Below are 12236 nucleotides of genomic sequence, written 5' to 3' on the forward strand. Positions count from 1 at the left end.
GTTTTGGTTTGGTTACGAAAATTTGGTAACTTAGACTGGAGCAAACCTAATCTTCTTTTTATGTCAAAATCAAAAGAAACTCCGGCACAGATTATCAAAAGATTAGAAAAAGAACTGGCAGATGAAAAACTGAAAAACATGGTTCTTAATACTATGATTGATATTTCTGACAGTCAATATGGAACTCAAATCAGAAAAAAGTTTTCTCCCAAACCATCAGAAGCATCCGGCAGGAAAAAGGAATAAGTATGTCCTATGCCTGTAGATTATTTGGGATAAGCCGACAATCGATTTATCAGCATGAATCACGTTTACTAATACGCGAAGAACAATTGCTCAAAGTTAGGGAACTGGTTGAAAAACAAAGAAGAATAATGCCTAGATTAGGCACAAGAAAACTTTATTTTTTATTGGAGCATTGTTTTGCTGAAAATGGAATTAAAATCGGTAGAGATGCATTTTTCAAGTATTTAAAAAGAGAGCAGCTGCTTATAAAGCCTGCAAAGAGTTATATTAAAACAACTTTTTCTAAACACTGGCTTCATAAATATCCTAATCTTCTAAAAGATATTAATGTGCATAGGCCCGAACAGGTCTTTGTAAGTGATATAACTTATGTAAAATCATATGAAAGAACCCATTATCTCTCATTAGTTACAGACGTTTTCAGCAGGAAAATTGTCGGCTATCATTTAAGTGACGATATGAGTGCAGAGAATGTTGTTAAAGCCCTGAAAATGGCAGTTAAAAATAGAAAAAACAAACTTGCACTTATACATCATTCAGACAGAGGGCTTCAGTATTGTTCCCAGATTTATCAGAATGAATTAAGAAAGAACAATATTGAACCATCAATGACCGATGGATATGATTGCTATCAGAATGCTTTAGCAGAAAGAATCAATGGGATTTTAAAGCATGAATTTTTAATCTATAAATGTAAATCAGCAGTAGAATTAAATAAATTAATTAAAGAATCTATAGAATGCTATAATCAAAAAAGGCCGCATTTAAGCTTGAAAATGAAAACACCTAATTTTGTATATCAAAAAACCAGCAAAGAGAACTTTACTGGTTTTAATTAATATTGTGAAACCTGTCAACCTATTTCAGGACGACTCAGACAATTAATAATTTATCATTATTAAAGTTTGTTCATATTGTTTGCTAAAGTTTCAATAAACTTGCCAATAGGGCCTTTAACCATCATGGCCATCATAGCGTTGAATTCACCGTCAAAGAATAACTGAACAGCACTTTCTGAATCAGAAACACTATCAATATTTGAAGTCAGCGTAAACGGAAGTTTATCACTTGCAGCACCCAAAACAATTTTGTTTGGAGCTACTTTGTCTTTCATTTTTAATTTGATTTCAGGCATTCCTTTTAATCCAAAAATAAAAGAGTCTTCACCAGTCACTTCAAATTTAGCAATGTTATCCGGCATTAATTTTTCAAAATTCTTAACATCAGTCAATTGATCGAATAAATCTTGAGCTGATTTCTGAACAGTAACTTTTGGACTTTCTAAGTTCATATTGTTTTTTGTTTTTTTATTTTTTACTGCAAATGTTTTTTTACCGCAAAGGACGCAAGGTCTTTTTTTGTGTTACTTTAACTTTATTTAAGTTCGCAAAGCTGAACTTTAAAAAAAAATCCAAAAAAGGAGCAGGGCGACTTTTAGAAAATCTAAAATCTAAAATCTAAAATCTAAAATCTAAAATCTAAAATCTATTCCTGTCCCCAAGTTGATGGACTTTCGTTCCATTCTAGTAAAGTCGATTGCTGGTCTTCAGTAATATATTGTTTTTGAACTGCTAAGTCTAACAAGTTTTCGTAGTTGCTTAAAGTAAATAAATCAATATTTGCTTCTTTAAAATTTTCTTCAGCAACACCAAAACCGTAAGTAAAGATTGCTGCCATTCCTTTAATGTTAGCACCTTCACTTCTTAAAGCTTCAACAGCCATCAAACTACTTTTTCCTGTGCTGATTAAATCTTCAACAACCACAACATTTTGTCCTTTTTGTAAAAAACCTTCAACTTGGTTTTGTCTTCCATGTTTTTTAGGCTCTGGACGTACATATACGAACGGAAGGCCTAAACTTTCGGCAACCAAAATACCAACTCCAATGGCTCCAGTGGCAACACCAGCGATTACATCAGGTTTTCCAAATTGTTTTTCGATGTTTTTAGCAAATTCATCACGAACATAGTTTCTGATGCTCGGAAATGAAAGAATTAACCTATTATCACAGTAAATAGGGGATTTCCAACCAGAAGCCCATGTAAAAGGATTTTCGGGATTCAATTTAATTGCATTTATTTGCAAAAGCAATTCGGCTGTTTTTTCGGCAGTATCTTTATTAAAAATCATAGTACAAATGTATAAAGTTTTTGTAAACGACAAACCACTTTTTTTGACAAATGAAATCTCAAAGGAAACAGATTTCCAATTGTTCTTGTTGGAGAGTATTGATATCGAACAGCTTATTATAAAAATTTTTCAAAATAAAATTCAAAAAGCGATTCTATATCATCCAGACGAAAGTGAAATGATGAAAACCCTTAAAGCCAAAATTCCCGTTAATAAAGCGGGCGGAGGCTTTGTCTATAATAAGAAAGGAGAGGTTCTGTTTATTTTTAGAAACGGAAAATGGGATTTACCAAAAGGCGGAATAGAGAAGGGAGAGGACATTGAAACGACTGCAATGCGCGAAGTCGAGGAAGAAACTGGAGTAAATAAGTTAAGAATTACGAATAAACTTCAGAAAACGTATCATATCTTTAAACGTAACGGAAAATACAAACTCAAAATCACACATTGGTTCGAAATGTTTTCTGATTTTGAAGGAACTCCACACGGCCAATTAGAAGAAGGAATCGAAAAAGTAGCGTGGTTAAACCCAGAACAAATTAAAGAGGCACTTAAAAATTCATACGAAAACATTAAATTGTTGTTTGAAGAAGAAAAACCAATAGCAAAAATAGCTTCGACTGTTCCTTATCAGTCAGATCGAAATTCTAATAGTTAGAAAATTAGAGTTTTAAGTTGAAATTTATTCCAATAGTTTTGGAAATAAATTTTAAATATTTAAGTCATGCTAATATTACAAAAGTCTCGATAGATAATTCTAATCGAGACTTTTTACAAAATGAAACTATCTTATTTATACTCATAAACAGACACAATCTTCATGGCGATATTTGAAGAAGACACGTATTCTGTAGTCGTTTTCGAAATTTTGCCATTACTATATTCGCGGTTAATTGTGGCATTTCTTGTACCCTCTTTGTAACTAGAAAATATATTTTCAGAAACTTGCGAAGTGTAATTTCCTCCATTTACTATTACCATAAAAAAACTATTCATTTTCCAGGCTTTTCCGTACATATGTTTAGAAGGATCTGCCTCATTTTTCTCAGTGCCGTAAGTATAAGTCACTAGAGGCGTCGTAACATTTGTTTCAGCATTAAAAGAAGTTACCGAGACTAAATTTTGTCCTTCGTAGGTATATTGATATCTTAAAGAATTTGCTTTAGGAGGAGCGCCGTTTACCGAGATTGTTTTTTTACTAATGATCTGTTTGTTTGCATTTAAACCAAATTCATATACTATAGAGTTGCCAATGTAGTGCTTGTAAGTAACAAGAATAGTAGTTTCGTTATAGGTTATAGTATATTTTATCTCGCTATTATCACTAAGAACTACTGCAAATTCAGTTAAACGATCATTACTGTCAAAAGTATATTTGTTGGTAGAGAATAAAAAACCGTCAGGTTCATAATTAGAAGCTGTTGCAATTAAATTATTATTGTAGCTGTAATTTGTACGGCTCTTGTCTAAGTTTTTCACATCTTCCAGTTTACTATTTGAGTAATAGTATTTTGAAGAATCCCATAAAATATTGTCTGCATAATAATTTGTTGTAATAGAAACCAATTCAGATTCTTTAGGGGCATCATTTGAGCAGGAAACAGCTAAAAATCCAATTAGAATAATTATTATTATTTTCATTTTTTTTTACCTTTTAAGTTATATCTAGTAGTAAAATATTTTTTAAAAGGTTGCGTAGAAAAGCAAAAAAATGTAAGAATTTAGAATTTACTTAAATGAAAAAAAAACTCTAAATAACTTTACGTTTATTAGAGCCTTTTTACATTTGGTTTATGTTGGTTTATGGATTCTGTATTTAGGTTGTAAGTGATTTCGTGTTTAGTTTTATTTGAAAAAATTAAGGTTTAGAAAAATTCAAAATTGGACCCCATGTTTCTCCTGAGACTGTATTGCCTACTGCCTTAATTGACCCACTTTTAAAGTCTGATGCAAAATGTACTGTGACCGTTGTTCCAAAAGCGGTTAATGAACCGTTATCAAAAGTGATTCCGCTTCCAGAATAGACCTTCCATTCTCCAGGTGAAGCAAGGCCTCTCATGAAAAGGGTATATTTACTTGATTTTGATTTCACAATTGCCATTGAATTTGGTTTGCAAGGATTCTCTCTTGTATATTGCGTTAAAGTCACATTTTTTGGATCTGCATCTTCAATACTTGAGGTGCATTTGAGATATAAAGGAGGTGAAAAATAATCATCTGGCACATTATAAGTCATCACCTCTTCATTGGAACATGAAGAAATTGTCAAGCTTATTGAGATCGTGACTAAAGCGAGAATCATATATTTTAGTGAGCTTTTCATTAGTATAGATTTTGAAGTTTATATTTAACAGTAAAATATTTTTTAAAAGGTTGCGTGCAGAAATAAAAAAAAGCGAGAATAAATAAACAGTTTATTTTCTAATGAATAATTCCCTTAGTTGTATTCATAGATAAACTCAGTTCTCCCGCCATCTTTTGTTGCTCCATTTGCTGTGAAATTGTATTTTCTAATTTCTTTAGTTATTTTATTTTGATTATTAAATTCGTAATCTACTTTTACATCATAAATAACATTGTTGTCTAATTTTTGTTTGGAAGATGAGATTAGATAATCAGAAATCTCGCTTTGTGGTGCGTTTGTAACAAAAGTTTCTCTTAGAAGATAATTAGTTATAAAATTATTTTTTTTCCATTCTTTCCCGAAAAGGTTTTTCTTAAAGTTGTAATCATTTTTTACATTACCGTACGAAATTTCCAAGTCATTAAGCGAGATTAAATTACCATTTTCATAAGAAAATTGTTTTAGATAAATCTTAGGAACTTCCTTTTCATCCATCTTTGTAAAATCATAACTGATAATTTGATTATTACCATTAATTTTAAATTCATATGTTCTTGTATGTTGTTCTGGATATGAAACTTTTTCAATCGCGGTAATCTTGTCTAAATCATACACAAGAGAATATTTTGTGGTTTCATTTTTTCTGGCTGTATTAGGCAGGTCATCAATTTCAATTATTCTTTCCAAATTATCATAGACAAATTTTGTACTTGATATGACCGTATTTCTTGGATCGTAACCTTGTATTTCACTAAGTAAATTGTTATTGTATTTGTATTTAAAATAATAACCGTTATTTTTTAGATAAAGAACAATCTTTTCTTCAGAAAAGTAGAATTTTTCGGTATCATTATTAATATTTTGATCGTTGTAATATCTTTTTGTTATGGTATACGAAATCTCAATATTTGGATCTAATGGTTTATCCAATTCATAATCACTATAAGTAATAGCATCATTGGAGCAGGCAACTGTAAACAGACCTAAAATAAGAATTACTATTTTTTTCATTTTCATACCTTTTAAGTTATATCTAGTAGTAAAACATAATTTAAAAGGTTGCGTAAATAAATAAGAAAAATTGTAAAAATAAATAGCTGGGCGTGCCACCATCCCGATAAGAGGGCAAATATACTTTGAGCTTATACGCCCTCTTATCGGCATGCTGTCGGGCTATCCGCGCTACTTCGGTAGCTAGCTTCTATCCCTCACGCGGCACTCGTTTTCAGATGAACTTTTTAGATTATTTAGTTATTCTAATTTTAAGAATTATTACCGTTTAAGTTGGTCAAAAGGTTATTTTCGTTGAAAACGGCATTGATAATATTTCCGTCTTTTTCTGCTTTAACTTCGTTTCCATTCGAAGTCAATTCGTAGCCTTTTTGAGACAGATAATTTGTAAAAGCATTTTTGTGATTCTGAATTTCAAATGTTGAAATCAGTTCAGGAAAAACAGTTAAAATTCTCGAGAATTCCTCACTTTCAACATTATCAATCAAATCCGATTTAATCGTAACCACCATAGTTCCCTGACCATAATTTCCAAGATAATAACCACTTCCGTCAAACATTTCAGTGGCAATCATTCCAATCAAATGTAAATCATTAGGAACAGCATCAAATTTGCCAACGGTCAATAAATCGATATTGTTTTCTTCGCCATATTGTTTTAATAAAAGCGCCTGTTTCATAACAGATTCTGCATAACCGCCCGCTTTGTTTTCCCAAAGCCAAAGCCAGGTTTCAGAAGAATGCGAAAAAGAACCCAAAACCTGCATTGGAAATGTTAGATCATCTCCAAAAGTTATTTCCTCTTTATTCATGTCAACATTCCATGAAAGTCCGCCAGTTACAGCATAAAGATTTCTTTGTTTTTCTAAAGCCAAAGCGCCGTATTTTTCTAAAAAATCATTCTCAGATACAAAGTGTTTCCTGTCATTTTGCTGATTAGTAGTTGATTCTGTATTTTCTTCTTTCTTTTTAAAAATATTGTTGAATAGTCCCATTTTGTTACGATTTTTTAGAATTTTAAAATTGATGTTTTCAAATATATAATTTAAAAAATAAGTAGGAAAATGATTAATCTGAATAATGCATCAATATTTATTGTATTTTTGTTCGAGATGCAAAGCAAAGTATATTGCTTATTATTACTCTAATATTATTTTGAATTATGAGCACACTATCAAAACCAAGCCATATAGGAAGAAAAATAAGTCGTATTCGTGAACTTCGTGATATGAAACAAGAAGCTTTGGCTCAGGCTTTAGGAACAAACCAACAAGCGATTTCTGCTTTAGAAAACAGCGAAACGATAGATGATGAAAAGCTAAAACAAATTGCAAAAGCTCTAGGAGTAAGTGTTGAAGCTCTTAAGAATTTCTCAGACGAAGCTGCAATTAATTATTTCAATAATTTTACAGATCAAAGTGCTGGAACATTTAATAATCATTGTACTTTTAATCCATTAGATAAATTAATAGAATCTTACGAAGAAAATAAAAAGCTTTATGAACGTTTAATTCAAGCTGAAAAAGATAAAGTGGAGTATTTGGAGAAGATATTGAAGGATAAGTAGTTATTCTTTGCAATTTGAAAAAGCCTAATAAAATTTGTTTTTTATTAGGCTTTTTGATTTTATATATTGCTTGCTGGCGCGAGCGTCCCGCTCGTGTCCGTTTTATGTATTGATTTAGATTGCGTTCACGAGCGGGACGCTCGCGCTAGCAGTGAGGAACGAGAAATCGCACTATCCCGAAGCCTCGGGACGCGCAGAATTTTGACAATCTTTGTCGAGCTACGAGTGTGATTTCTCGTTCCTCGAAATGACATACTTTGTGCAAAAAAAACTTTAAGTAAGAATTTTGGCAAAGTTCTAAACATACAGCTTTGCGTTCTTATCGCAAGCCAAACCCAATCAAAATTAAAAAAACTTAGCGCACTTTGCGTTAAAAAAAATCAGGCAATCAATAGCTATGCTCAATCAAAATTAAAAAAACTTAGCTCCCGATAACTATCGGGATTGCGTTTAAATAAGCAGCATTCCAATCCGAACACTAAAAACTGTAAACTGCCAGCTATTTTTTCTCTACTTTTGCAAAATGAACAAAAAACACCATTCCAACGATATACTTTCGAATTTAGGCATCGAAAACCTAAACGAAATGCAGGAAACTGCAAAAGACGTAATTCTTCACGATAATAACACTTTGTTGCTTTCTCCAACAGGATCTGGAAAAACATTAGCATTTTTGCTTCCTGTTTTAGAATTATTACAGCCTGAAATCTTATCTGTTCAATGTTTGATTTTGGTTCCGTCGCGTGAATTGGGGCTTCAGATTGAGCAGGTTTGGAAGAAAATGGGAACGCAGTACAAAGTCAATATTTGTTACGGCGGCCATTCGATTGAAACCGAAATGAAAAACTTAAGCAATCCGCCGGCAGTTTTAATTGGAACGCCAGGAAGAATTGCAGATCATATCGACAGAGAAACTTTTAGAACAGATAAAATTCAGACTTTAATTTTGGACGAGTTTGATAAATCGCTTCAATTAGGGTTTCATGAACAGATGTCTTTTATTATCGGGAGATTACCGAAAGTAAATAAAAGAGTTTTGGTTTCGGCAACTTCAGATATTGAGATTCCGAAATACACCAAAGTTGTAAATCCGACTGTTTTGGATTTTATTCCAGAAGAAGAGGAAAAAGAAAACCTTTCGATGAAAATGGTGCTTTCGCCAGCCAAAGACAAATTGCAGAGTCTGTTCAATTTGATTTGTTCTTTAAAATCAGAATCAGCAATTATTTTCTGTAATCATCGTGATGCTGCAGAACGCATCAGCGATACTTTAAACGAGAAAGGAATCTATTCGGTTTATTATCATGGCGGGATGGATCAGGAAGAGCGTGAAAGAGCTTTAATTCAGTTTAGAAACGGAAGTGTTACCTATTTGGTTACGACAGATTTGGCAGCCAGAGGTTTGGATATTCCAGAAATGAAACACGTTATTCATTATCATCTGCCTTTAAAAGAAGACGAATTCACCCACAGAAACGGTCGTACAGCACGTATGCAGGCAACAGGAACGGCTTATATTATCATTCACGAAAGTGAAAAACAATTCGATTATATCGATTATGAAATGGAGGTTTTAGATGTTGAAGGAAATGTTTCATTGCCAAAACCACCACAATTTCAAACAATCTACATCAGTGGCGGAAAGAAAACAAAACTGAACAAATTTGATATTGTGGGTTTCTTTTCGCAAAAAGGAAAACTAGAAAAAGACGATTTAGGTTTAATTGAAGTAAAAGACTTTGTTTCGTTTGCAGCTGTAAAATACAATAAAGTAAAAGACCTTCTGAAAAACATTAAAGAGGAGAAAATGAAAGGCAAGAAGTTTAAAATCGAAGTTGCCCGAAATGTCATCAAGAAAGTATAGGAGGAGAAAAGAGGAAAGTACTGATTTGTAGTTACAATAGCTATCGGAATCGGAATTTAGATTTTTTAAATTTATCTATCTGTATTTCAGTGTTTTATAATTGTGTGACTAAGTTTTACAATTTTATGTTAAAAAAATAATGGTTTGATAGGTGTTTTTTCAATATTTCTATGTTTTTTTGCTACAGAAAATTGTTAACCCCAAATTCCATTATGAAAAACATTATTACCCTTGCTGCTATGTTCTTTAGCTTCGTTTCGTTTGCACAAGTTAAGGTTCTTGAAACTGTTCCTGTTGAGAAATTAGGGAAAGTAAACAACAATTACATTCAAAAAGTTGGAGATGAGTATACGGTGTATTACACTATTATCCAAACTGATGAAGATTCTTCAAACCTAAGAAAATTTTCATTCAAAAACATTGACAACGCATACAACAATCTTTATAACATTATTGTTGGAGGATTTACTGCAACGCCTTTGTATGATATCAAATTAGAATTACCAAACAACTACATTTGGTTACACTATACAGGAAATGTTGTTCCAGACAAAGCAACCGTACAATTTATGGTTTCAAGTAAAGAAAGAGACGCAGATACAAACAACGTTTCTGAGCCATTCGTAAAAGACCAAATCAGCAAATTATTCCAGAAATAATTTTCTACGAGAAATAAATAGTAAAAAGCCCGTTCTGTTTTATGAACGGGCTTTTTTTATATTTCAAGTTTTATATACTTTATGGGTAGATTTACCGCAAAGGGCGCTAAGTTTTTTTATTTGTGAGGCTTTTAAAAAGCGCAAAGTTCGCAAAGCTTTACGTTGATAAAACCTTGCGAACTTCGCGTAAATCTTTGCGTGCTTCGCGGTTAAACTAAAATCTTAGAATCTTAGCAACTTAGAACCTCAGCATCTTTTAAATTATATCTTCTTAACGTACTGTGTAATAATTACAATCTGCTGTCCGTCTACTTTTCCTTCAATATATTCGGCGTTTTCGTGGTCTAAACGGATGTTTCTCACAGCAGTTCCTTGTTTGGCAACCATGCTTGATCCTTTTACTTTAAGATCTTTAATTAAAACAACAGAATCTCCGTGTTGTAGTACTACGCCGTTGCTGTCACGGTGAACCAATTTATTTTCGTCATCTTCTCCTTCTCCTGTTGCTTTTGCCCATTCCAACGTATCATCGTCTAAATACATCATGTCAAGCAATTCTTGAGGCCATCCTGCAGCGCGCATACGGCTTAACATTCTCCAAGCTACAACTTGAACCGGAATATTTTCGTTCCACATGCTGTCGTTAAGGCATCTCCAGTGATTTAAATCTACGTTGTCGGGATTTTCAATTTGGTCAATACAAGTGTTACAGGCAAATACAGATTCATCAAGGCCTCCTTTTCTAGTTGGAAGTACTTGATAAACTTTTAAATTCTCTTCAGCACCACAAAGCTCGCATTTAGCGCCGCTTCGTTTGCTCAATTCTCTTTCGATACTCATTTTTTGGTGTTTATTTTGAAAATGCGAAATTACTTATAATTTGCTTCGCTTGCAAGTTTATGTTTGGGTTTGAAAATTCTTAAAAACCGTTTGAAAATTTTATTCTTTTGAAGCACAAAATCTATGTATTTCAAGAACCTTTTTATGTTTTATTTTTCTTTTACCCTAACGGCTTTTGGAACCAATTGTTCATACTCACCACCATGACGCAATACATCACGCACAATGCTTGAACTGATAAAAGAGGTACTTGCAGCAGTCAACAAGAAAACGGTCTCTATTTTCGAAAGTTTTCTGTTGGTGTGCGCAATGGCTTTTTCGAATTCGAAATCGGCTGGGTTGCGAAGACCTCTTAAAATAAAATTGGCTTTTTCTTTTTTAGCCAAATCAATTGTTAATCCTTCGTAAGTGATAACAGAAACTTTTGGTTCGTCTTTAAAGGTTTCTTCGATAAAACGTTTTCTTTCTTCTAAGGAAAACATGTATTTTTTTTCGGCATTGACACCAATCGCAATTACAATTTCATCAAATAAAGGAATTCCTCTTTTGATAATGTCTTCGTGTCCAAGTGTAATAGGGTCAAATGATCCTGGGAATATGGCTTTTCGCATTTTTTTTAGTTTCTAAGGTTTTGAGATGCTAAGATTCTAAGTTTTATTAGGATTGTGCTGCATCTTATTTTTTCTTTTTTTGGAATTTGGTATTTTATTTTTGGAATTTAAATCTACGTTATTCTTTTGGTATTGATGGAAGGAACCCATTGGTCTTTATGACAGTCTTTACAAGTGGAGGTTCCTTTTTTTAATTTTTCAGTATTACCGCAAAAGGAACAGGAATACACTCCGTCTTCTGGAATAATTTTATTTTTTTTCTCAAAAAGCAAAGGCAGAATTGGTAATCCGTAGCCAACGTCTTTGTCTTCATAATAAAAAACACTGATTTCGCCGCTGGTTTCTATAAAAGCGTGTTTTACTTGTCCTAAATGCTCAATCGATTTGATACGTAATTCTGCGAAAAACTCATCTTGTGCTAGACTTTCTTTTTTGAAACTGGTTATAGAAAACTTTCCGTCGTTAATCAGACATTCGGTTTTACCTTCTATAAATTCCTCGAATTTTTTGCTTTTTCCGGTAAGCCAGGTTACGGTTCTGTATAAAATGATTATGGTAGTAAAAACTATTGCAGCGGGAATTATTCCAACATCTTCATAAAACATAGGATCGCCTGCTGCAGAACCTAATGCAATGATAATTACAGTTTCAAAAATGGATAATTGTTTTACACCTCGTTTTCCTGCCAGTTTTAATGTCAGTAACAAAATCGTAAACATAACAGTCGAACGAAAAATCACTTCCAGAAGAAAACTTTCTGGTAGACTGTTAAAGAAAACTCTATTCCATTCGAATATTTGGTTCATTTTTTTTAAGATGCTAAGTTGCTAAGGTTCTGAGATGCTAAGGTTTTAGGTTCAAAGGTTCAGAGTGACAAAGTGACAAAGTTTTTTGCTTCACTTTGTTCAGTTTTATTACTGTAAAAAAAAATAAGGTTCTGAAATCTTAGTATCTTAGAATCTCA

General features: G+C 32.6%; 14 protein-coding genes and 1 pseudogene. 6 read left to right on the forward strand and 9 right to left on the reverse strand.

Features of this window, described 5'->3' with window-relative positions:
• Both GSY47_RS00715 and GSY47_RS00720 read left to right on the forward strand, forming a co-directional pair.
• Positions 1-246: pseudogene (locus tag GSY47_RS00715) on the forward strand (IS3 family transposase); the annotation flags it as partial.
• A gap of 2 nt (positions 247-248) precedes the next feature.
• A complete protein-coding gene (locus GSY47_RS00720; RefSeq protein ID WP_219071033.1) occupies positions 249-1085 on the forward strand; it encodes an IS3 family transposase in 837 nt (278 codons plus the stop codon).
• 59 nt (positions 1086-1144) lie between these two features.
• Here GSY47_RS00720 and GSY47_RS00725 read toward each other — a convergent pair whose 3' ends face one another.
• Both GSY47_RS00725 and pyrE read right to left on the reverse strand, forming a co-directional pair.
• Positions 1145-1537, reverse strand: coding sequence for an SRPBCC family protein (locus tag GSY47_RS00725; protein WP_179003269.1), 393 nt, complete (start codon positions 1535-1537; stop codon positions 1145-1147).
• A gap of 194 nt (positions 1538-1731) precedes the next feature.
• Positions 1732-2376, reverse strand: coding sequence for an orotate phosphoribosyltransferase (pyrE, locus tag GSY47_RS00730; protein ID WP_071637185.1), 645 nt, complete (start codon positions 2374-2376; stop codon positions 1732-1734).
• A gap of 7 nt (positions 2377-2383) precedes the next feature.
• On the opposite strand from pyrE, the gene GSY47_RS00735 reads away from it, so the two are divergent.
• Positions 2384-3034, forward strand: coding sequence for an NUDIX hydrolase (locus GSY47_RS00735; protein WP_179003270.1), 651 nt, complete (start codon positions 2384-2386; stop codon positions 3032-3034).
• A gap of 131 nt (positions 3035-3165) precedes the next feature.
• On the opposite strand, the gene GSY47_RS00740 is transcribed toward GSY47_RS00735, so the two are convergent.
• The 4 genes from GSY47_RS00740 to GSY47_RS00755 form a co-directional block, all read right to left on the reverse strand.
• Positions 3166-4017 (reverse strand): hypothetical protein, encoded by an 852-nt coding sequence (locus GSY47_RS00740; protein WP_179003271.1) that lies wholly within the window; start codon positions 4015-4017, stop codon positions 3166-3168.
• A 217-nt stretch (positions 4018-4234) separates the two neighbouring features.
• Positions 4235-4699, reverse strand: a complete 465-nt coding sequence (locus tag GSY47_RS00745; protein ID WP_179003272.1) for a hypothetical protein — start codon at positions 4697-4699, stop codon at positions 4235-4237.
• 114 nt (positions 4700-4813) lie between these two features.
• Positions 4814-5731, reverse strand: coding sequence for a hypothetical protein (locus tag GSY47_RS00750; protein WP_179003273.1), 918 nt, complete (start codon positions 5729-5731; stop codon positions 4814-4816).
• Between the two features lie 251 nt (positions 5732-5982).
• A complete protein-coding gene (locus GSY47_RS00755; protein ID WP_179003274.1) occupies positions 5983-6726 on the reverse strand; it encodes a DUF6882 domain-containing protein in 744 nt (247 codons plus the stop codon).
• A 167-nt stretch (positions 6727-6893) separates the two neighbouring features.
• Here GSY47_RS00755 and GSY47_RS00760 point away from each other — a divergent pair, with 167 nt between their 5' ends.
• From GSY47_RS00760 to GSY47_RS00770, 3 genes are all read left to right on the forward strand, one after another.
• Entirely contained in the window at positions 6894-7298 is a 405-nt protein-coding gene (locus tag GSY47_RS00760) for a helix-turn-helix domain-containing protein (protein WP_179003275.1), read from the forward strand.
• 523 nt (positions 7299-7821) lie between these two features.
• A complete protein-coding gene (locus tag GSY47_RS00765; protein ID WP_179003276.1) occupies positions 7822-9162 on the forward strand; it encodes a DEAD/DEAH box helicase in 1341 nt (446 codons plus the stop codon).
• Positions 9163-9374: 212 nt separating this feature from the next.
• Positions 9375-9821, forward strand: coding sequence for a hypothetical protein (locus tag GSY47_RS00770; protein WP_179003277.1), 447 nt, complete (start codon positions 9375-9377; stop codon positions 9819-9821).
• Positions 9822-10082: 261 nt separating this feature from the next.
• Here GSY47_RS00770 and GSY47_RS00775 read toward each other — a convergent pair whose 3' ends face one another.
• The 3 genes from GSY47_RS00775 to GSY47_RS00785 form a co-directional block, all read right to left on the reverse strand.
• Positions 10083-10661 carry a PhnA domain-containing protein gene (locus GSY47_RS00775; protein ID WP_091491062.1) on the reverse strand — a complete coding sequence of 193 codons (579 nt, stop codon included), beginning with the start codon at positions 10659-10661 and terminating at the stop codon, positions 10083-10085.
• A gap of 149 nt (positions 10662-10810) precedes the next feature.
• Positions 10811-11272: a pantetheine-phosphate adenylyltransferase gene (gene coaD, locus GSY47_RS00780; RefSeq protein ID WP_091491061.1), complete on the reverse strand. Its 462-nt coding sequence runs from the start codon at positions 11270-11272 to the stop codon at positions 10811-10813.
• Positions 11273-11385: 113 nt separating this feature from the next.
• On the reverse strand, positions 11386-12078 hold the full coding sequence (locus tag GSY47_RS00785; RefSeq protein WP_179003278.1) for a DUF421 domain-containing protein: 693 nt from the start codon (positions 12076-12078) through the stop codon (positions 11386-11388).
• Between the last annotated feature and the right edge of the window lie 158 nt (positions 12079-12236).

It is taken from the genome of Flavobacterium quisquiliarum, from assembly GCF_019308285.1.
Classification (GTDB): Bacteria; Bacteroidota; Bacteroidia; order Flavobacteriales; family Flavobacteriaceae; genus Flavobacterium; species Flavobacterium quisquiliarum.

Coding starts and splice junctions, on each gene's coding strand:
- GSY47_RS00755 (WP_179003274.1), bottom strand. CDS start 6,726: ATGGGACTATTCAACAATATTTTTAAAAAGAAAGAAGAAAATACAGAA.
- pyrE (WP_071637185.1), bottom strand. CDS start 2,376: ATGATTTTTAATAAAGATACTGCCGAAAAAACAGCCGAATTGCTTTTG.
- GSY47_RS00725 (WP_179003269.1), bottom strand. CDS start 1,537: ATGAACTTAGAAAGTCCAAAAGTTACTGTTCAGAAATCAGCTCAAGAT.
- GSY47_RS00720 (WP_219071033.1), top strand. CDS start 249: ATGTCCTATGCCTGTAGATTATTTGGGATAAGCCGACAATCGATTTAT.
- GSY47_RS00735 (WP_179003270.1), top strand. CDS start 2,384: ATGTATAAAGTTTTTGTAAACGACAAACCACTTTTTTTGACAAATGAA.
- GSY47_RS00785 (WP_179003278.1), bottom strand. CDS start 12,078: ATGAACCAAATATTCGAATGGAATAGAGTTTTCTTTAACAGTCTACCA.
- GSY47_RS00740 (WP_179003271.1), bottom strand. CDS start 4,017: ATGAAAATAATAATAATTATTCTAATTGGATTTTTAGCTGTTTCCTGC.
- GSY47_RS00770 (WP_179003277.1), top strand. CDS start 9,375: ATGAAAAACATTATTACCCTTGCTGCTATGTTCTTTAGCTTCGTTTCG.
- GSY47_RS00760 (WP_179003275.1), top strand. CDS start 6,894: ATGAGCACACTATCAAAACCAAGCCATATAGGAAGAAAAATAAGTCGT.
- coaD (WP_091491061.1), bottom strand. CDS start 11,272: ATGCGAAAAGCCATATTCCCAGGATCATTTGACCCTATTACACTTGGA.
- GSY47_RS00750 (WP_179003273.1), bottom strand. CDS start 5,731: ATGAAAAAAATAGTAATTCTTATTTTAGGTCTGTTTACAGTTGCCTGC.
- GSY47_RS00765 (WP_179003276.1), top strand. CDS start 7,822: ATGAACAAAAAACACCATTCCAACGATATACTTTCGAATTTAGGCATC.
- GSY47_RS00775 (WP_091491062.1), bottom strand. CDS start 10,661: ATGAGTATCGAAAGAGAATTGAGCAAACGAAGCGGCGCTAAATGCGAG.
- GSY47_RS00745 (WP_179003272.1), bottom strand. CDS start 4,699: ATGAAAAGCTCACTAAAATATATGATTCTCGCTTTAGTCACGATCTCA.